At 42.4% G+C, this 20,647-nt stretch carries 17 protein-coding genes; 10 read left to right on the top strand and 7 right to left on the bottom strand.

The features are described 5' to 3' along the window. Positions 1-72 precede the first annotated feature (72 nt). Positions 73-2,535, top strand: a complete 2,463-nt coding sequence (locus BFG52_RS15985; protein ID WP_157758125.1) for a heavy metal translocating P-type ATPase — start codon at positions 73-75, stop codon at positions 2,533-2,535. Positions 2,536-2,770: 235 nt separating this feature from the next. Beyond that, on the top strand, positions 2,771-3,460 hold the full coding sequence (locus tag BFG52_RS15980) for a CPBP family intramembrane glutamic endopeptidase (RefSeq protein WP_157758124.1): 690 nt from the start codon (positions 2,771-2,773) through the stop codon (positions 3,458-3,460). A 92-nt stretch (positions 3,461-3,552) separates the two neighbouring features. Here the strand turns inward: BFG52_RS15980 and BFG52_RS15975 are convergent, their stop codons facing one another. Continuing rightward, positions 3,553-4,188 (bottom strand): LysE family translocator, encoded by a 636-nt coding sequence (locus tag BFG52_RS15975; RefSeq protein ID WP_067558574.1) that lies wholly within the window; start codon positions 4,186-4,188, stop codon positions 3,553-3,555. 577 nt (positions 4,189-4,765) lie between these two features. Between BFG52_RS15975 and BFG52_RS15970 the strand changes: the two genes are divergently transcribed. Then, positions 4,766-5,311 (top strand): DUF2726 domain-containing protein, encoded by a 546-nt coding sequence (locus tag BFG52_RS15970; RefSeq protein WP_067558567.1) that lies wholly within the window; start codon positions 4,766-4,768, stop codon positions 5,309-5,311. 175 nt (positions 5,312-5,486) lie between these two features. On the opposite strand, the gene BFG52_RS15965 is transcribed toward BFG52_RS15970, so the two are convergent. The 5 genes from BFG52_RS15965 to BFG52_RS15945 all read right to left on the bottom strand — a co-directional run bounded on the left by BFG52_RS15965 (position 5,487) and on the right by BFG52_RS15945 (position 10,125). Next, positions 5,487-5,843 (bottom strand): RidA family protein, encoded by a 357-nt coding sequence (locus BFG52_RS15965; RefSeq protein ID WP_067558563.1) that lies wholly within the window; start codon positions 5,841-5,843, stop codon positions 5,487-5,489. Between the two features lie 121 nt (positions 5,844-5,964). Further along, entirely contained in the window at positions 5,965-7,020 is a 1,056-nt protein-coding gene (dinB, locus tag BFG52_RS15960; RefSeq protein WP_067559670.1) for a DNA polymerase IV, read from the bottom strand. A 97-nt stretch (positions 7,021-7,117) separates the two neighbouring features. Next, the gene (locus tag BFG52_RS15955) at positions 7,118-7,933 is read right to left on the bottom strand and encodes a GH25 family lysozyme (protein ID WP_081408776.1); all 816 of its coding nucleotides are present in this window, start codon (positions 7,931-7,933) and stop codon (positions 7,118-7,120) included. Positions 7,934-8,009: 76 nt separating this feature from the next. Next, entirely contained in the window at positions 8,010-9,407 is a 1,398-nt protein-coding gene (gene mdtD, locus BFG52_RS15950; protein ID WP_067558559.1) for a multidrug transporter subunit MdtD, read from the bottom strand. A gap of 127 nt (positions 9,408-9,534) precedes the next feature. Next, positions 9,535-10,125: an LOG family protein gene (locus BFG52_RS15945; RefSeq protein ID WP_407639225.1), complete on the bottom strand. Its 591-nt coding sequence runs from the start codon at positions 10,123-10,125 to the stop codon at positions 9,535-9,537. A gap of 547 nt (positions 10,126-10,672) precedes the next feature. Here BFG52_RS15945 and BFG52_RS15940 point away from each other — a divergent pair. The 6 genes from BFG52_RS15940 to BFG52_RS15915 all read left to right on the top strand — a co-directional run bounded on the left by BFG52_RS15940 (position 10,673) and on the right by BFG52_RS15915 (position 19,518). Next, positions 10,673-12,259: a TerC family protein gene (locus tag BFG52_RS15940; RefSeq protein ID WP_067558553.1), complete on the top strand. Its 1,587-nt coding sequence runs from the start codon at positions 10,673-10,675 to the stop codon at positions 12,257-12,259. Between the two features lie 308 nt (positions 12,260-12,567). Further along, positions 12,568-13,041, top strand: a complete 474-nt coding sequence (locus tag BFG52_RS15935; protein ID WP_067558549.1) for a YchJ family protein — start codon at positions 12,568-12,570, stop codon at positions 13,039-13,041. Between the two features lie 87 nt (positions 13,042-13,128). Beyond that, positions 13,129-13,773, top strand: a complete 645-nt coding sequence (locus BFG52_RS15930) for a trimeric intracellular cation channel family protein (protein ID WP_067558546.1) — start codon at positions 13,129-13,131, stop codon at positions 13,771-13,773. Between the two features lie 41 nt (positions 13,774-13,814). Beyond that, the gene (locus BFG52_RS15925) at positions 13,815-15,122 is read left to right on the top strand and encodes an MFS transporter (RefSeq protein WP_067558543.1); all 1,308 of its coding nucleotides are present in this window, start codon (positions 13,815-13,817) and stop codon (positions 15,120-15,122) included. A gap of 350 nt (positions 15,123-15,472) precedes the next feature. After that, a complete protein-coding gene (parC, locus tag BFG52_RS15920; protein ID WP_067558540.1) occupies positions 15,473-17,695 on the top strand; it encodes a DNA topoisomerase IV subunit A in 2,223 nt (740 codons plus the stop codon). Between the two features lie 149 nt (positions 17,696-17,844). Next, positions 17,845-19,518 (top strand): AMP-binding protein, encoded by a 1,674-nt coding sequence (locus BFG52_RS15915; protein WP_067558537.1) that lies wholly within the window; start codon positions 17,845-17,847, stop codon positions 19,516-19,518. Positions 19,519-19,617: 99 nt separating this feature from the next. Here BFG52_RS15915 and BFG52_RS15910 read toward each other — a convergent pair whose 3' ends face one another. Continuing rightward, positions 19,618-20,022 (bottom strand): hypothetical protein, encoded by a 405-nt coding sequence (locus BFG52_RS15910; RefSeq protein ID WP_067558534.1) that lies wholly within the window; start codon positions 20,020-20,022, stop codon positions 19,618-19,620. Positions 20,023-20,188: 166 nt separating this feature from the next. On the opposite strand from BFG52_RS15910, the gene BFG52_RS15905 reads away from it, so the two are divergent. Then, complete coding sequence (locus BFG52_RS15905) at positions 20,189-20,593, top strand: MAPEG family protein (RefSeq protein ID WP_067558530.1); 405 nt, start codon at positions 20,189-20,191, stop codon at positions 20,591-20,593. Positions 20,594-20,647 lie beyond the last annotated feature (54 nt).

The following is a 20,647-nucleotide window of genomic DNA, read 5'->3' as shown; positions in this document are numbered from 1 at the left end:
TTCCCTTTTATACTTGAGTCTGGAGTTACTTTAGGGTGTTTAATAGCGCTACAGTATCACTCAGGATGAATCATGAGCAAAGATTTTAACAATAAAGATCAACAGTCTGAATTACATGATGTTCAAGATACTTGCTGTCGCGTCGACCACGTTGTCGATCCCCAGTCCGCTAGAGCTGAACAGAAACTGGGTGATACACAGTCAAGTGCTTGTTCTCATCAATCCAAGCCTGTTGTTGATGCAACGGCACAAGAGCATAGCTCAGGTTGTGGTTGTTCAGGTGAAGCTACTGTTCCAAAGCAGTCTTCGTGTTGTTCCGGTGAAAGCACTGTTCCAAAGCAGTCTTCGTGTTGTTCCGGTGGGCAATCACAAACACATAATGACCATACACAGGGCGCAAGCGCCTTGACGGCTTTGGCTGTAGCAACACAACACGGAGATTATTTGCGTAGTCAACTGCGTATTATGCAAATGGATTGTCCCACCGAAGAAGCCATGATTCGTAAAAAACTCGGTCATATGTCGAGTGTGCAAAGCCTTGAGTTTAATCTAATGCAACGGGTGTTGACCGTAGTCCATGAGCCCGCGGCTATGCCAGAGATTATTGCTGCAATTCAGTCTTTGGGTTTTGACGCAGAAAGTGCCAATGCTGCTGGACAGTTCGAGCAAAATAGCGAAGCAAAGACCAAACCACTTTGGCCATTGGCAATTGCGGGGATTTTTGCGTTGTTGGCTGAAATAGGGGATTGGTTGCAATGGTCGGTCTGGATTACCTTATTGGTCAGTTTAATTGCAATTGGCTTATCTGGTATAGAGACCTATAAGAAAGGTCTTATTGCTGTTAAAAACCTAAATTTAAATATTAATGCTCTGATGAGTATTGCGGTAACAGGAGCATTTCTAATCGGCTCTTGGCCCGAAGCAGCAATGGTCATGGTATTGTTTTCCGCTGCTGAATTGATCGAAGCACGTTCTTTGGCGCGGGCGCGCAACGCAATTGGTGAATTGATGCAATTGGCACCCGATCGCGTCACGGTGCAACAGCCCGATGGGCAATGGTTAGCGCGCGATGCAGATCAAGTGGCAATCCATGATATTGTGCGGGTCAAACCTGGTGAAAAAATTGGTTTAGATGGTGTGATTGTGAAAGGTCAAAGCAGTATTGATCAATCACCCATCACGGGAGAAAGCATCCCGATTGATAAAGTAGAAGGCGATAGTGTTTTTGCAGGGACCATTAATACCACCACTGCCTTTGAATATCGTGTGACCGCCGCTGCAAATGACACGACTTTGGCGCGTATTATCCATGCTGTTGAAGAAGCACAAGGTGAAAAGGCACCTACACAGCGCTTTGTCGATCAATTTGCCAGAGTATATACCCCGCTAGTCTTTCTGGGTGCTTTGCTTATCGCGATTGTGCCACCGTTAATATTCGGCGCGGCTTGGTTAGATTGGATTTATAAAGCCTTGGTGATTTTAGTCATCGCCTGCCCATGCGCTTTGGTGATTTCAACCCCTGTAACGGTCGTGAGTGGCTTAGCTGCGGCGGCACGCCGTGGCATATTAATCAAAGGTGGTGTCTACTTAGAGCAAGGGCGTTTACTGAAATATCTTGCCTTTGATAAAACCGGTACCATTACTTATGGCAAACCACAACAAACTGATTTTCAGGTTTTGCATGGTAAGCCAGATGATATTCAACAATTATTGGTCAGTCTGGCGCATCACTCAGATCATCCTGTCTCTCAGGCGATTGTTCAAGCTGCGGCAGATGATTTAAAGCTTTTGGATGTTGATGATTTCACTGCTTTGTTGGGACGTGGTACCCGTGGTGTAATGAATGGTGTGACCTATTGGTTGGGGAATCATCGCTTAATCCATGAGCTGGATTATTGTTCACCTGAACTAGAACAACAGATCGCTACTTTGGAAAAAGCAGCCAAAACAGTTGTGTTATTTGCCAAAGATCAGCAAGTTTTAGCGTTGGTTGCTGTGGCAGATACGGTCAAAGAAAGCAGCCGTAAAGCCATATCCGCATTGGCGACATTGGGGGTTTCTACCATGATGCTTAGTGGTGACAATAGCCATACGGTAGAAGTCATTGCTCAGCAGGTTGGTATCGATCAAGCCAAGGGCAATCTATTACCCGAAGACAAATTAAATCTTGTTGCGAGTTATGCCGAGACCAGTCATATCGGTATGGTGGGAGATGGTATTAACGATGCACCGGCTTTGGCGCGTGCCAATATCGGTTTTGCCATGGGCTCGATGGGAACGGATGTCGCGATTGAAACAGCAGATGTCGCCATTATGGATGATGATCTTGGTAAGATTCCCGATTTTATTGCTTTGTCACATAAGACCCATCGTATTTTGGTTGAGAATATTAGCTTAGCCTTAATCACCAAGTTTGTATTTTTAGCATTAACTTTATGGGGGCTCGGTAGTATGTGGATGGCAGTCTTTGCGGACGTGGGGGTGAGTTTGATTGTGGTTGCCAACGGTTTGCGTCTATTGTCTAAGGCAAAATGATCCTAATAAAAATAATATCATGCGTTCGACCGCTCTATGTTCGATCTGCCGCAAAATAGCCCAAGACTTAAGATTGGGCTATTTTGTAGGGTAGAGAAGTTTGTCGGGCAAAGAAAAAAGCAATACGTCGGTTGAATAAAGCCCTCAGCGTCAGATATTGTATGGCAGGGACGTATGTTATTTTAAATACTTCCAGATATGGGATAGGACAGGCTAAAACTTGAAGTGGTGGCAATTGAAAAGCATTTTAATTTTTATAAAAAACTATGCGCAACGTATGCTTTATTTTATGTTGTTTCTGGGTTTGATGCTGGCAACAGATTTAGTTTATGTTATTTATCCGCAGGAGCAGATCACTCAGCACGATTTTAAGATTGCGTTGCTACAAAGCATAGCATGCTGTTTGGTGATTTCTTTTTTTTATCGCCGTTACCGTAAACAACTACAAGTCTCTAATCCCAATCATTTTCATCGTCAGGCTATAAACAAGAAATTTGTTTATTTTATGTTTTGTATGGCGTTGTGTTGTGGCGTGGTCAGTTATATCTTTGATGATATTTTGCATGTGGGAACACCTGAAAATCAGCGCCTAATTGAAGAAATGTTTCGCCAGACGCCGATATCAATGACCATAACAACAGTATTAATGGCGCCGATATTGGAAGAATTATTATTTCGTGGGATCTTTGCCAATTATTTTTTTAATCGCTCACATCTATTTTGGAATATTTTAGCGATTATCAGCAGTAGCCTATTGTTTGCTTTGATGCATGAATTCGCTTTGTCAGTTGCACTTTTTTACTATATGAGCATTGGTGCAATCTTCGGGGTGACTTATTTCTATACGCGAGATATTCGCTATAGCATCTTCTTGCATATTATGATGAACAGTATTGCAGTCATAATGATCTGGGCTGGGGTCTAATACCGATTCATGCGATCAAATTTAAGATCATCAAGCTGCACTGTCTTTGTGTGTGCTATACACTTGCCATGAGGAGCTTGGGCTGCAGTAAATTAGTCTGGTCTTTTAATCACCCATAGCCCCAAGCTTATGAATACTGAAGCACTGATATAACTGAGTAAGCGTTGTAGAGATGGCGTGCTTTTTATTCTTTGTAATAGCCAGCTCGCCATATAGACGCAAACAATATCAGCTGAGACAAAGATCATATTGACCGCGACGCCCAATATTAACAATTGCGCCCAGATTGGTAGACTAGCACTGCTGACAACAAACTGTGGTAAGAAAGCGACATAGAAAATAGCTGTTTTAGGATTCAACACTTCTACCAAGATACTTTCTTTTAGTGATTTGGTTTTGAGATCGCCGGTAGATGCGAGCAAGGGTGAAGCTTTGGTGTTTCGAGCATTGCGGATTAATTGAATCCCCAGATAGAGCAACCAACAGGCACCTGCAAATTTTAATACAGCATAGATCAGCGGGAAAATATGAAAAATTGCAGTCAATCCAACAGCTGCAATCAATATATGTACGCAACCTCCTAGGAAAATACCATAAGCCGCCATCAGCCCAGCAGCTTTACCATGGGCTAATGTTTGCGCTGCGCTATATAGCATGGCAGGTCCTGGTATGTAGGCAAACAGTAAAGTGGTGAGTAAAAAACTCAAGAGTAGTTCAAAAGACATCATACATTTTCCAATTGGGTGCTTTAAAATCCATCATTTAAAATATTTTCTATAATATCAGTAGTATAGAGTGTTGTTGTGATCATACCAAGCATGTGAAGTACATCGATATATCGTACTTTAGTTGTCTATAATATAGAATCATCGGCTTATTTTGTGCTGAGCCGTACTGCAAAACAATAACAAGAGATACATATCAATAAAGTGCAATATTTTGTTATGAAATTACATGAATGTTATATTTTAATTTAAAGCAATGCTTTGCATAAATTTGACCAAGTACTTTGGCAAAGGCTTCTTGTATTTTGTTGATTATCTCGTTATAACTAAATACATAAATGCTTCCATCGGATGGTAAAAAAAGCGGGTGGAATCTCGGATATATATTTAAAATTTAACGTGAAATACACTGTATGGACAAAGCTTTAAACAGGACATTTTATTGTTTTAATGCGATGGATGATGGCAAGTTTTTGGAAAGTTTTAATGATTATTAAATACATCAAGCGCATCATGGATTAAAACAATAATGTAGATCCAATATGAGCAATTATTAAAACATGAAGGTAAGGGATGAGAAATGGACATAATCATCATAACAAGTTTAAGTATCTGCTTACTGATCGCCTATTGGATGTATCAGCGCGGCTTAAACCAAAGCAAAAAAGACAGCCCGTTACGGCAGAAAGCTATTTTAAATGCCAATACGCAAGTTACCTATATGCGTCTCAAACAGTTATTGCCAGAATGGCATATTATGGCGCAAGTGCCATTCGATAGTTTATTGACCACCAAGTATTTGCATACCCGACGTAAATATCAGGAGTTAACGGCAGATTTTGTGGTGTTGGATCAAAATTATCGCACTGTGGCTGTGGTGTTATTACAAGATGCGCATTTGATGAAGCGTTTAAAAGCATCACATTATCGTGAAGATATATTGAGTATGGCGGGTTATCGTGTACTGCGCTATGAAGGAAATGCTGAAGTCGAACAGCTACAACGTGATTTTATGCAAGATATCAAAGCTGTTGAGCAAGGTTTTCACTATATTGAGCATGACTTTGGCGATAGTCAGCTGTCTATGCAGCAGCGTTTAAATCGTTTACGTCTGTCTCGTATTTAATTTTCTACAGTCAGCGATTCGATCTGACTAAGGGTGAATATGCCTGCTATATGTTGCCTTAGCTTGATTGGATAATGACGACAGTTCATGGGTGGTTAATGATTAAAAGGGTCGGCTTTGCGTCCACAAAGTCGACCCTTTTAAATTGCTATTACGATGAATCCACTGGATTTTCTTAGTCTGGCTTAACCGCTACCACAGTCATTTCAACCAGCACTTCAGGCGCATAAAGTTTGGCTTCCACACAAGTACGCGGTGGCGCTGCAATATCGGCACACCAAGCATCCCAAACTTCATTCATTGCCGCATAGTCATGGTCAATGTCTTTTAAAAAGATCATCACCGACATGATGTGACTTTTATCGGTGCCGGCATCTGCTAAAAACTGATCGATGATATCGAGTGTTTGTTGTGTCTGTGAGCGGATATCTGCACTGGTATCTGCGGCAAGTTGCCCCGCTAAATGTACTAGATTGCCACTGATCGAAATTTCGGAAAAGCGTTTTGCGATATGTAAACGTTGCACAGCCATAATCATCCTCACATTGTTTTGCGCTCAGTTTACGTGAAAGTGCTAGCACTGAACATATGAAAAAGCATCATTTCCGTAGCAAGCCAAGTGTAGCCTGAATATTTTTGTGTCGAGCTTGGCTTTACCATAAAGCAAGCTGTGCCTGATTTTGTTTGGCTTGTAGCTGATAAACACCGATACCCACTAAACGATATTGCTGTTGTGGATCCACTTGCAGTTCAGTAAAAAGCTGCGTCACAGCGAGCTCTAACTCGCTGAGTTGCTGTAGCGGCTGTTTAAAGCTTTTACTATGTTGAATAGTCTGAAAGTTTTTTTGTTTGAGCTTGATGCTCACACCATAGGCTTGTAATTGTTTCTGTTGCAAGCTATGCCAGATGCTGTCGATCAGTGCCGGGCAATAGGGATAACATTCCGCTAGGCTTAAATCACCATCAAAAGTCGTTTCTTTGGAAATTTGCTGACGTTGCCGATATGCTTCTACTGGGCGTTCATCGATTCCGCGGGCATAAAGATAGAGTTGTCTGCCATATTTTCCAAAATAATGTTCCAGAAATAGTACGTCATGTTGTTGCAGATCACCCAAGGTTTCTAGTTGTAGCGCTTTGAGTTTTGCAAAAGTGACCCGACCTACACCAGGAATTTTATTGAGTGGCAGATGACGGATAAAGTCAGCAATATGATGTGGTTTGACCACAAAAATACCATTGGGTTTATTCCAGTCCGAAGCAATTTTGGCGAGGAATTTATTTGGTGCAACACCAGCAGAGGCAGTTAAGCCTGTTTCTGCCCAGATATCTGCACGAATTTGCATCGCGATGGCCGTTGCACTGCCACGCGTTGCTAAACAATCACTGACATCGAGATAAGCTTCATCGAGGGAGAGCGGTTCGATACAATCACTATAGCGTTGAAAAATTTTATGGATTTGCTGAGAGACTGCGCGATATTTATCAAAATTAGGCTCAATCACAACAACATGGGGGCAGCGTTTCCGCGCTTGCGCCATCGACATGGCTGAGCGTATGCCAAATTCACGCGCAGGATAAGATGCGGCAGCCACCACAGCACGGGGATGTTGTGATGAAATGACCACAGGTTGTTGTAGCAGCTCGGGATGTTCACGTAGCTCTACCGATGCATAAAATGCATCCATGTCGATGTGAATAATTCTTCTCAAGCCTTGCCCCATTCATGCCAGTAAAGTGCCAGTCTTTGGCTGGTATTTTAGCTGAAATGGTTTGTTATTTCTGTATCTTAGCGCTTATGTGCGACAGCTATTGTCTTGTTGCTGGCATCTCTATTGAATTGTGCTGAAGAAAGTGTTGCCATTGTGCGTTGTTACCCAAAAAGAGATTGAGGTCCACTGTGCCTTGAATCGCTGAGATTTTGCCTTGGCGGCTATATTGCCAAAAAACGATTTGTGTCTCAGCGGGAGTATTGCCGCTAAAATCTTGCAGCCAAATTGGAGCATGCGCAAAATGCTGTTGTAAATACAGGGTATAAAACTTTGCGCTACTATAAAAGATCGGTTGTTTTTCATAGTGTTGTTGCAATAATTTTTGCATGATTCGCATTTTTTGCAGCACTTGTTGCCGAGTCAGTTGTGCCATGCATCGACTGTCATATTCAACATCAATCACTGGTGGCAGAGCATTGTTCTTTTTGGGTACGGTCGCGATAAAATGCTGGGCTTGCCGCTCGGCACTGCTGCTGCAAAAACGAAAGAAATGATAAGCACCGACATATAAGCCGCGTTCTCTGGCGGCGAGCCAATGGGCTTGAAAACGTGGGTCGGTATAGTCTGCACCTTCAGTGGCTTTAAGATAAACAAATTGATATTGCTGGGGCGAGACCCGTGACCAGTCAATGGCACCTTGATGGTGAGAAACATCAAAACCACGAATTTGAAAATTAAAATCTTGCGCAGTGCTATGCGGATGGTCTGCATATAAAGCACTACAGCACAGGATTAACATCACCGTATAGGCTAAGCGCTGAGTGAATCTAGGAGGATGTGCGGGTTGATTTGCATCAGCTTTGGTTTTTTCCCTTGATGCACGGCGTCTATTGCTGAACCTGTAGGCTGACATGATGGCGCTCATGGTGATTATTTTCATCCTGATTCTGTATCACTGATGCTTTTAACCCACAGTGAATGTCATTGCTTTAGGCATATTGTTTGGGGATACGCATAAAAATCAGCGCTGTCAGCATATTTAACAGACCTAAACAGAGCAGTGCATAATGAAATGCCAACGTGATCTGATCGCTGCTATCACTACCATAATGTGCCATAAAAATATTGAGCAAGGTACTGGCTAAGGCAATGCCAATACTCATCGATAGCATCATAATCATGGATAGAAAACTATTGCCACTGCTGGCGTCATGTGCTGGCAAGTCTTTGAGAGTAAAGGTATTCATACTGACAAATTGTAAGGAATTGAGCATACCAAAAATAAAGAAATGCAAAGCCCGTAGCCAAAAGGGCGTTTCTGCTGTCGATAGACTAAAGCTGATAATGCAGCTGCCCAACAGCAGTGTATTGAAAATGAGAAAATTCCGATAACCAAATTTCTGAATAATGGGGCGGATAATCGGTTTAGAAAAGACCGAACCGAGTACCATTGGGGTCAATATAATACCCGTCATCAAGGGTTCCATTTTAAAGGCAACTTGCAACATGAGTGGCACAAGAAAGGGAATAGCATTGGAGCTTAGACGCGCAAATAAATTTCCCCAAACCCCTAAGCTAAACATCTTATTACGAAATAGCCGACCTCTAAATAAGGCATTTTGATGGCTGTGGGCATGGATCGCGTAGAGAATGGTGGCGATCAACCCGGCAGCCATTAATGCCGCAGTACTATATAAAGCATGCTGTGGTTTAGACAGACTCTCGATACCCATGGCGAGTCCAACCATCGCGATTGCCAGTAAAATAAAACCACTCAAATCGAATTTGAGCACTTTGCTTTCTTTGATATTGGGCATAGCTTTAAAGCTAATCATGACGCCCAATAAGCCAATTGGTAGGTTAATCAAGAAAATCCAATGCCATGTGGTAAATTCTACCAACCAGCCTCCTAGGATTGGACCCATCAGCGGTCCTAGCATGCCAGCCAGACTCATCATGCTCATGGCGGCGAGAAACTGCTCACGTGGAATAATCTTCAGCAGGGCCAAACGACCAACAGGCATTAAAAGCGCACCACCCAGCCCCTGTAAGATACGAAAAAAAATCAGTTGATTTAAGTTGTTGGATAGACCACAGCCCAATGACGATAGGCTAAAAATAATTAAAGCAGCCAAAAAGATATTGCGTACACCAAAGCGGTCCGCCAACCAACCGCTCAGTGGAATAAATGCAGCAACAGTGAGCACATAGCTAATCACCACACTGTGCATGCGTAGCGGATGCTCATTCAGGCTATTGGCCATCGCTGGTAATGCGGTGTTGATAATTGTGGTATCCAAGCCCTGCATAAAGAAACCCACAGAGACCAACATGACCAGTAGGCGGTACTGTGCTTGCAGCGGTTGATGAACTTGTGTCGTCGTCATCGCGCAATTACTCTCCTTTTATTGGGCAAACCATCCTGACGATGCGCAGTAATTGTGACAACCCTTGATGATCTCTAGCGTATAATCCTGTTACGATGATTAATTGCCGTTGATCAAAAGTTAATCATCAATATGCGGCAATAGCTTGGCGTTCTGCTTGGAAGATAGCCAGAATTTCAGCAATATCACTACACACCAGCAATTTTTGTCGATGCTCAAGCGGTAGAAAGCCTTCTGCGGTCGCATGGTCGAGCTGTGCAATGAGGGGAGCATAGAAGTTGTTGACATTATAGAGCACCATAGGCTTTTGATGTTGCTGCAACTGCCCCCACGTGGCGACTTCTAAAATCTCCTCGAAAGTTCCAAGACCGCCTGGCAGGGCAATAAAGCCACAGGCACGATCAGCCATTAAGGCTTTGCGTTCATGCATGGACTGTACAATATGCAGTTCAGTCAGTTTTTGATGGGCAATTTCAAAGTCCAACATAAACTCTGGAATTACACCAACAGTTTCACCGCCATATTGAATCACGGTGTCGGCGACTTGTCCCATGAGACCGATACTGGCGCCGCCATAGACTAAACCAAAGCCATGGCTGGCAATATTTTCTGCCAGCTCGATGGCGGCTTGGCGATAAATAGGTTGATTACCGAGGCGTGAACCGCAGTAAACGGCAATTAGTGCTTGGGTGGTTTGAACGCGATCTTGTTTGCTCATTGAATAAATCTTTTTTACGTTTTGTGTCATGAATGTTTAAACCTTATTTGAATCTAACATGTAATTTTTAATCGCTCTATAGGCGTTGTGGGCTTTTTGCAGATGTTCTGTTGCGCGATTGAGATGATCTCTTGGATGACCTGCTATCGATGAGCTAAATTTGCGACAAAAAATGAGCAAGGGTTTTATCTAGTCTAGTTGTGAGTAGTAAGTCGGTAGTAGGGTCGTAGAGTATGTACGCAAAAGACCCGAGAAACCTAGGGGGCAGCTCACTTTTTGCAGCCTTAGACTGCACTGTACTATAAGTTTCAAAGATGAATAAAAAAAGACGATGACAAATGAAAGAAAAATGATGAATTTCGAAATAATCTTGCCTATACTGTTAGCCATGTTTGGCTATAAAAGCATCATTTATGAGTAGTGGTTGTTGTCACTTAAAGAATATCCCGTCTTATCAAATAATAACAGTTCAATTATTTTTGAAGTCTATTTTTGAATTTTCGTCTAATTTACAACGTAGTCAAATCGCGCCATGGGGGAATGATCAATGTTCTTAGAATGGATGTCTGATCCTTCTGCTTGGGTAGGTTTAGCAACCTTAGTGATTTTAGAAATCGTCTTAGGGATTGATAACCTCGTTTTTATCGCGATTTTGGCGGAAAAATTACCACCACAACAGCGTAATACGGCGCGAATTCTGGGTCTAATTTTAGCTCTAGGTATGCGTTTGGTGCTGTTAGCATCGATTGCTTGGGTGGTGACTTTAACCGCGCCTTTGTTCCATATTTTCTCGCATCCTTTCTCTGGACGAGACCTGATTTTACTGTTTGGTGGTGTGTTCTTGCTGTTTAAAGGCACCATGGAATTGCATGAACGCATTGAAGGCAAACAGCATCTCAAAGAAGAAAACCCTGTCCATGCTGCGTTTTGGATGGTGATTGTGCAGATTGTCGTGCTTGATGCCGTGTTCTCTTTAGACAGTGTGATTACCGCTGTCGGCATGGTCAAAGAGCTTTCAGTGATGATGATCGCGGTCGTGATTGCCGTGGGCATCATGCTCTGGGCATCTAAACCATTAATGGATTTCGTCAATAAGCATCCAACGGTTGTGATTCTCTGTTTGGGCTTTTTGATGATGATTGGCTTTTCCTTGATAGTGGAAGGCTTTGGTTTCCATATCCCAAAAGGTTACCTCTATGCGGCTATTGGTTTCTCGGTGTTGGTCGAGTTTATGAACCAGACCATGCGCAAAAACCAAGCCAAGACCGTGACCACAACCGATTTACGTTTCCGTACCGCCTCAGCTGTATTACGTATGTTGGGAGGTCGGTCGAAACAGGAAGACAATAGTTATAAGCAACCTGAAGACGTTTTGGCGGCAAAAGCCTTGGCCGATAAGATGTTTGACCCTGAAAATGGTGCTTATCATAGTGTGATGGTACAAGGGGTATTGGGCTTGTCAGAACGTCCAGTTAAGTCGGTGATGACCCCACGCCCTGAATTGGAATGGTTGGACTTACAAGAAGATCCAGAAGTTCTCAAAGAGCGTTTGATGGGCATGACGCATTCACGCTTAATCGTCGCCGATGGTGAACTGGATAATCTCGCTGGGATTGTGTTAACCCATAAAGTGCTCAATGATTTTATTGAGCATGGTGAGCTGAATATTGCCAAGCATTTGCGCGAGCCTTTGATTGTGCACGAAAATGCGCAAGTGCTGATGGTGGTTGAACAATTACGTCAAGCACCTTTGCAAATGGCCATCGTCCTTAATGAATATGGTTCAATTGAAGGGATTGCTACACCAATCGACGTGTTGGAAGCCATTGCCGGTGAGTTCCCCGATGAGGACGAATTAGAAGCGACGGCAGAAAGCCTAGAAGATGGTTCGCTCATCCTAGAAGGCTCAACGGATATTCGCCATGTCTCTTTATTGCTGGGCAAAGACTTGGTCGATGACGCAGAGCAGTATTCAACTTTATCGGGTTATATTCTGTTCCATTTAGGGCGTTTGCCGGAAAATAGTGAAAAGATAGAAGTTGATGGTTATATCTTTGAAGTGGTCACTATGGATGGTCATAAGATTGATAAAGTCCATGTGACCGCAGTAAAGGCACATCAGACCACAGACTAACGTAGACGAAAGCTTCAAGCAGACTCAGTCTGTTGCGCGACATTAGACATTATAAAAACCAATCAGCTTGGCGTTGATTGGTTTTTTCATATCGTATAGTCGTGCATCTGGATGCGCTTAAACTTGGTTTATTATTTGGCTTGTTATTTGGTTTATTCGTTGGTCAAGCGTTTAGTCAAGTATTGGATTAAGAATCGACGGTCATGCTTGTATTACGATACTGGCAAAATTGCGCTATTGGCAAATCATGCGTTTAGACGATGATCGGGCTGCAACAGTGCTTCGGTTAGAGAAATAGAGGTAAATTTATGTCATCAAAGGCTTGTCCTTGTGGTCATGCAAGTTATCAGCAGTGTTGTCAGGTGTTACATCTAGGACAACAACATGCGAGCAGTGCGGCACAATTGATGCGTTCACGTTATAGTGCCTATGCCTTGGGTTTGGTCGATTATATTTGTGACACCACAGCTTTGGGGCAGCAACAAGCCTTAGATCGCGCGGCGATTCAGCAATGGAGTGAGCGTAATCGTTGGTTGGCATTAGAGCTGTTAGAGCAGCAAGCACATCCCGATAAGCGACATGCGTTTGTCAGTTTCAATGCACATTATCATGATGGTCAACATGCACAGTTACATCATGAGCGCTCTGCCTTTGTGTTGCAGCAAGGTCGCTGGTATTTTCTCGATCCTACCGTGACACAGCAGCGGACACAAAAACAGCCATGTATTTGTGGGAGTAATAAAAAATTTAAGCATTGTTGTGCAGTATTTTTAACAGCTTAAAGCTATACTTTTAGTTTGATTATTATATTAACTTTAATATAAATAGTGACTATTTTTGATTAACGTTCAGCATGGATGACACCGAGCATGTTGTTATTGGTGATTTATATTATTGCGATTACGGCTGAAGCAATGACAGGTGCACTGTCTGCTGGTCGTCGCAGCATGGACTGGTTTGGCGTGATGTTGATTGCCTGTGTGACCGCATTGGGTGGGGGCTCAGTCCGTGATGTGTTATTGGGGCACTATCCACTGACTTGGGTAAAACATCCTGAGTATTTGGTGCTGACTTGTGCAGCAGCATTTTTTACGATTATTATTGCCAAATGGATGCGTCATCTACGCTCTATCTTCCTGATTCTTGATGCCTTGGGTCTAATTGGTTTTACCATTATTGGCTGTCAAATTGCTTTGCAAATGGGGCATGGCTTTGTCGTGTCTGCCGTCGCAGGCGTTCTTACGGGGGTGTCTGGTGGGATTCTGCGCGATATTCTATGTAATGATGTGCCCTTGGTATTCCGACGAGAACTGTATGCCAGTATTTCTTTTGTGGCAGTCATTTTTTATTGGTGTTGTGATTATCTGGGCGTTAGCCAAGAGATTACCATTATTTCAACCTTGATTTTTGGTTTTAGTTTACGTTGTATTGCGATTTATTTTGGTTTAGAGATGCCGAAGTTTATCTATCAAGATGATGATGAACACTCTGCATCATCAAAAGATGAAAGTTAACAAAGGCAGACCTGAGCCCCTTTGCGATTGAGAACAATTTCATGGATTTAACTGCGCGTTTACACGCCATACCGGTTGGTAAATTTCACTACAAGCTGTTGTGGGTGATTGGTTTAGGCTGGATGTTCGATGCAATGGATACTGGTTTAATCGCCTTTATCCTGACCAAGCTCGGCAGTGAGTGGGGGTTGAGTGCTGCAGATAAAGGCTGGATTGTTTCAATTGGTTTTGTCGGCATGGCGATTGGCGCGGTACTCTCTGGTGCTTTGGCTGACCGTTTGGGACGACGCAATGTATTTTCCTTGACCTTGTTGGTCTATAGTGCAGCGACGGCATGTTCTGCCTTTGCACCAGATTTAAGCAGTTTGCTGGTGTTACGATTTATTGTCGGCTTAGGGCTGGGTGGGCAATTGCCTGTGGCAGTGACTTTGGTCAGTGAATATATTCCAGCCCATGTGCGGGGGCGTTTCATTGTATTACTGGAAAGCTTTTGGGGTTTGGGCTGGCTTTTGGCGGCATTGATTGCTTATTTTGTGATTCCGAGCTATGGCTGGCAAGCGGCATTTTTGATGGGGGGTATCCCGATTCTGTATGCCGTGGTGATCTACCGAAAAGTTCCGGAATCGATTCCTTATCTGATTAATCGCGGTCGTGTGGATGAAGCGCATCGTATTTTACAAAGCATTGAAAAACAATCAGCTATAACTGTTCACCAGCAAATCATTGTGCCTGTTGTGAAAGAAGTGCCAAAATTACGCCTAAAACAATTATGGTCTGCAGAATATGCACGACGTAGTCTGATGTTATGGCTGATCTGGTTTGGGATCGTCTATTCATATTATGGAATTTTTACATGGTTACCCAGTTTATTGGTCAAAGCAGGTTATACCATCGTACAGTCATTTGAATATGTCCTCTTGATGATTTTGGCTCAGCTGCCAGGTTATCTGGTGGCCGCATGGTTGGTAGAAAAGTTAGGTCGTAAGAAGACTTTAGCCGGTTTTATTGCCATGTGTGCTGTATCGGCATATTTCTTTGGAGAAGCTACACAAGTTGCACAAATCATGTTTTGGGGATGTTGCCTATCGTTCTTTAACTTAGGAGCATGGGGGGTTCTTTATACCTATACACCCGAGCAATATCCAAGTCATATTCGGGCTTTTGGCTCTGGCTGGGCTGCTGCGATTGGTCGGATTGGCGGTATTGTGGCACCGTTGGTGGTCACACAGTTGATGGGCTTTAGCAATGGTTTCCAATTGGTTTTTAGTATGTTCACTGCGGTACTGTGCGCGATTGCTTTGATTATTATGTTATTAGGAACTGAAACCAAAGGTCAGATTTTGCAATAGACGACCTATTTTGCCAAAGGCTACATAACGTTGCAGAATAGGGTCGAAGCATAGGACTGAAAAAATAGGGTTAAAAATAGCATTGAAAAAAATAGGGTTAAAGAGGGTCTGTCGCGTGGGATCCGCTGCAGAGCATGTCATGTTATTTTTATTCTGTTCAGCGCTTGATTAAGTCTATTTATTATGCAAAATAGAATGTAATTTACAATTTAAAGATGAACAAAAAAGCGATCTTTCTTTAATAGGTCACAATTTGTCGTGGCTATTTTTGATTTGCTCTTGTGTTCGCGTATATCGCGTCATAGCATTATAACTTTATAACAAAACGTTGAATTAGGATTTACGGTTGTATGACAAGCCTCGCGCATCATCCCACAGAAAACCGTTCTGTTGCAGAATTTACTGAACAAGCTTATTTAAATTATGCAATGTACGTCATTATGGATCGTGCATTGCCCCATATTAGTGACGGTCTAAAACCAGTACAGCGGCGTATTGTATATGCCATGAGCGAGTTGGGACTTAAGCCAACAGCAAAACCCAAAAAATCAGCACGTACAGTGGGTGATGTTTTGGGTAAATATCATCCACATGGTGATAGTGCGTGTTATGAAGCAATGGTGTTGATGGCTCAGCCATTTAGTTATCGCTATCCCTTTATCGAGGGGCAAGGCAACTGGGGCTCACCAGATGATCCGAAGTCCTTTGCTGCCATGCGTTATACCGAAGCAAAGCTATCAGCATATAGCGATTTATTATTGTCTGAACTTGGTCAAGGCACCAGTGACTGGCAAGATAACTTTGATGGTTCCATGAAAGAACCTTTGACGCTACCTGCGCGTGTGCCGAATATTTTGCTGAATGGTACCACCGGTATTGCTGTGGGTATGGCGACCGACATTCCACCACATAATTTACGTGAAGTCGTCAAAGGCACCATTGCTTTAATCCGCAATCCCAATTTGACGGATGAAAAAATAGCCGAATATATACCCGGACCCGATTTGCCGACTCATGCAGAGATCGTGACTTCACCACAAGATTTGTTGAAAATACAAACGACTGGTCGAGGAAGCTATCGTGTTCGTGCGGTTTATAAAGTCGAAAAAAATGAAATCGTCATCCATGAACTGCCGTATCAGGTTTCTGGGGCTAAGGTCATTAGTCAGATTGCTGATCAAATGCAAGCCAAAAAACTCCCTTTGATTGCTGATTTACGTGATGAATCTGATCATGAAAATCCGACGCGTTTAGTCATTGTATTGCGTTCTAATCGTGTTGATGCAGAAATGGTGATGAGTCACTTATTTGCCACCACTGATTTAGAATCAAGCTATCGTGTCAATCTCAATATGATTGGTGCAGATGGTCGACCACAGGTCAAATCTGTACGCCGTATTTTATTAGAATGGATTGAAATTCGGAAATATACCGTGACGCGCCGCTTGCAGTATCATCTCAATAAGATCGAGAAACGTCTGCATATTTTGGCCGGTTTGCTGATTGCTTATTTAGATATCGACACAGTCATTGCTATCATTCGTGAAGAAGATCGACCTAAGCCAGTTTTGATGTCGCACTTTCAAATTGATGATATTCAAGCTGAAGCCATTTTGGAGTTGAAATTACGTCATTTGGCGAAATTAGAAGAAATGGAAATTCGTCGTGAACAAGATGAACTAGAAGCCAAAGCTGCCATTATTCGTGAACAACTGGCAAATCCAGAGTCATTAAAAAACTTGATTATCAATGAATTAAAAGATGATGCCAAACGTTTTGGCGATGATCGTCGTTCAATCATTGTGCAACGTGCAGAAGCAACAGCGATACAAGAACAAGATTTGCTGCCAGCAGATCCGATTACCGTGGTGTTATCTGAAGCAGGTTGGATTCGTAGTGCCAAAGGGCATGATGTGGATGCAACACAGCTCAATTTCCGTGCTGGCGATCAGTATCTGAGTCATGCACAAGGCAAGTCCAATCAAAAAGTTTATATTTTAGATCAAACGGGGCGTAGTTATGCCTTGCCAATCAACACACTGCCTTCAGCACGTAGTTTGGGTGAACCATTGAGTTCAAGGCTCAATCCAAGCAATGGTGTGGGTTTTGTGCAGGTCTTGATTGCCGATGATGATCAGGATTTATTTGCATTAACCACTGCTGGTTATGGCTTTATTAGTAAGGCCAATAATCTCGATACCAATGCCAAAGCCGGTAAAGCTTTTTTAACGGTTCCTGAGCATGCACAGCTGTTAGCTTTCCATATCTTAAATGCCGCAACAACGCATATTGCTTTGGTGAGTTCGGCAGGGCGGATGCTCATTTTAGATTTGCAGGAATTACCCGTACTCAATAAAGGTAAGGGCAATAAGTTAATGCAACTGGCAGATCAGGAACAGATTCTTTATGTACAAGCGCTAGATTTGGGTGAGACCTTGATTGTGGTTGCAGGGCAACAACAGGTCAAGTTAAGAGGCACAGATTTAGAGCAATATATCGGAAAAAGAGCGAGCAAAGGACAGCTACTACCGCGTGGCTATCAAAAAGTAAATAAACTGTGTATTCAAAGATAAAGCTAGCAATATTGCTATTAAATACGCTATATATGTTTTAAATTGGTGCAAAATGCTGCGGAATCAAGCACACTACGCCAAAATAAAATCATGTATAGCGAAAAAAATGCTTTAAAATTTAGGGATTACTGATTGGAGATCATGGCATTATGGAAAAAATCTGGTTTGCTGAATATCATAAAACGGGTATTCCAGAGACGGTAGAATTACCAGCAGAAAACACTTCACTTCTTGACATTTTTGAACGAAATTTTAAAAAGTTTTCCTCGCGTGATGCCTTTATCTTCATGGATAAAACATTAACTTTTGATGAGTTAGATATTGCGAGTCGTAAGTTTGCTGCTTATCTCCAAAGCTTAGGGCTAGCCAAAGGAACACGTGTTGCGGTTATGATGCCGAACGTTCTACAGTATCCAGTTGTTGCTGTGGGTGTTTTCCGTGCCGGTTTCGTATTGGTCAACGTTAACCCACTCTATACCGCACGTGAGTTAGAACATCAGTTGAATGACTCAGGTGCTGAAGTACTGGTGATTATTGAGAACTTCGCAGCAGTATATCAGTCCATTATTGGAAAAACGCCGGTTAAGCATGTGGTCGTTGCTTCTGTTGGCGATATGCTTGGTTTAGTGAAAGGAACATTGGTCAATTTTGTATTGCGTAAAGTGCGTAAACAAATTCCAGCATGGGATATTCCAGGACATATCTCATTCAATACGGCCATCAATAAAGTCAGTGCCAATCAGTATAAACGTCCTCAATTAACCTTAAGTGATACTGCCGTTTTACAATATACTGGCGGTACCACAGGGGTTTCAAAAGGTGCGGAGCTGACACATCGCAACTTGGTCTCCAATATGTTGCAGTGTGATGCTATTTTCCAAAGTAAATTTGGTCCAGGCGATGGTTCACCTGAAGACCGTATTTTCTGTGCTTTACCGCTGTATCATATTTTTGCCTTTATGGTTTGTGCTTTGTACGGTATGTATAAAGGTCAGCCGAACGTCTTGATTCCGAATCCACGTGATCTTCCTGCGGTCATTAAAGAATTACGTAAGTACAAGCCAAACTTCTTCCCAGCAGTCAATACACTCTTTAATGCTTTGGTGCATAATGAAGAGTTTAAGCAACTTGACCATAGCAATATGAAAATTGCCATGGGCGGGGGGATGGCGGTATTGCCATCTACAGCGGAAGCATGGAAAAAAGTAACAGGCACGGTGATTATCGAGGGCTATGGCTTATCTGAAACATCACCGGTTGCCAGTGTTAATCCACCAGCATCTGAAGAGTTCAGTGGCACGATTGGTATTCCATTACCATTGACTGATATCGCTATTTTGGATGATGAAGGTAACCATCTAGCGATTGGTGAACAGGGTGAGATTTCGATTCGTGGTCCACAAGTCATGAAAGGTTATTGGAATCGACCTGATGAAACGGCGAAAGTCATGAGCAGTGATGGTTTCTTCCGTACTGGTGATATTGGCATCATGAATGATCGCGGTTTTGTGAAAATCGTAGATCGTAAAAAAGACATGATTCTGGTGTCCGGTTTTAATGTGTATCCATCTGAAATCGAAGAAGTTATTGCAACACATCCAAAAGTATTGGAAGTTGCAGCGATTGGTGTGGCAGATGAAAAATCTGGTGAAGTACCAAAACTCTTTGTGGTTAAAAAAGATCCATCTCTGACAACTGAAGAAGTGTTGGCATATGCCAAAGAGAACCTAACAGGCTATAAACGTCCGCGTTATGTGGAGTTTATGGATGAATTACCAAAATCTAACGTGGGTAAAATTCTACGTAAAGATCTACGTAAGTAAGCTGTCGTAAAATTTTAAAAAATAAAAACGCCAAAGCATCATTTGGCGTTTTTTATTTTTGTTTATCCTTGCTTGAAGACCTTGCTATGTAAAGCTGACTTATTGGTTATTTGGGTTATTATTCTGCATCATCCAACGTTCTAATATTGGACGACTCACCCCAATAATTCCTGTAAAGACCAGCATGGTTGCTGTTTGGCGACCGACCGCAGACAATGGAAAAGAACCTTGATAACTCAGATAAATATCGACCAGACTATAGATCATCACCAGAAATAAGCAGAAATAAAGATTGAGCTTTTGGTAAATTGCCACGACATAAAAAGCAATCAGCAGTGCAATAAATGTGCCCAAGGTCGAAGGCCAATTGAAGTTAGCACAAATTACCGTGATGAGTAGGGCAATGACCGGCAGTGCAATCCATAAAATACGATTCAAGCTTTTTTGGCGTTTTTGTTGTAAGGCTAAAGCATCTAACAGTTTTTCTTGATCTGGATTGTTCATAGTCGCTCCATTCAGCGGATAAATAAGGCACACATCAGTGTCACGATAAGCATCAGCGATACTATAAGCAGTCTGTTTAAAAATCAAATTGCTGTGCAATAAGACTATGCAGTCATGGTCTGCGTGCTATGATAAGCCATATTCAGAAATGCAAGAGTAAGCTTCAATGTCTGGTATAGATGGCATCGTTTATTTAATACTTATCGCCTGTTTATTACCTTATGTATTTGCAATTTTGGCGAAGTTACTGGGTGGTTTTAAGCCTCAAGATAATAAAAATCCTCGACAGTTTTTGGCAAATACCACAGGAATTGCAGCGCGTGCCCATGCAGCACAACAAAATAGTTTTGAGAGTTTACCGCTCTTTATTGCGTCCATTTTATTGGCTGAATATATGGTGACCTCTCAGTACCTCATTATGTTATTGGGTTCAACCTATATTATTCTTAGAGTTCTTTATGGGATTTGCTATTTAGCCAATTTAGACCGTTTAAGGTCAGTAATCTGGTTGTTATCAATGGCATGTCCGATCGTGCTACTGGTTTGTGTATTGAAAGGTGTTTACTATTAATGATTCTGCTGTGCGATTACCCTAGGAATTATTTTTAAGATCATTTCTAAGGTT

It is taken from the genome of Acinetobacter larvae, assembly GCF_001704115.1.
In the GTDB taxonomy this organism is placed as follows: Bacteria; Pseudomonadota; Gammaproteobacteria; order Pseudomonadales; family Moraxellaceae; genus Acinetobacter; species Acinetobacter larvae.
Note: the sequence above shows the minus strand (reverse complement) of the source record. Positions and strands in the feature narration are given on the sequence as shown.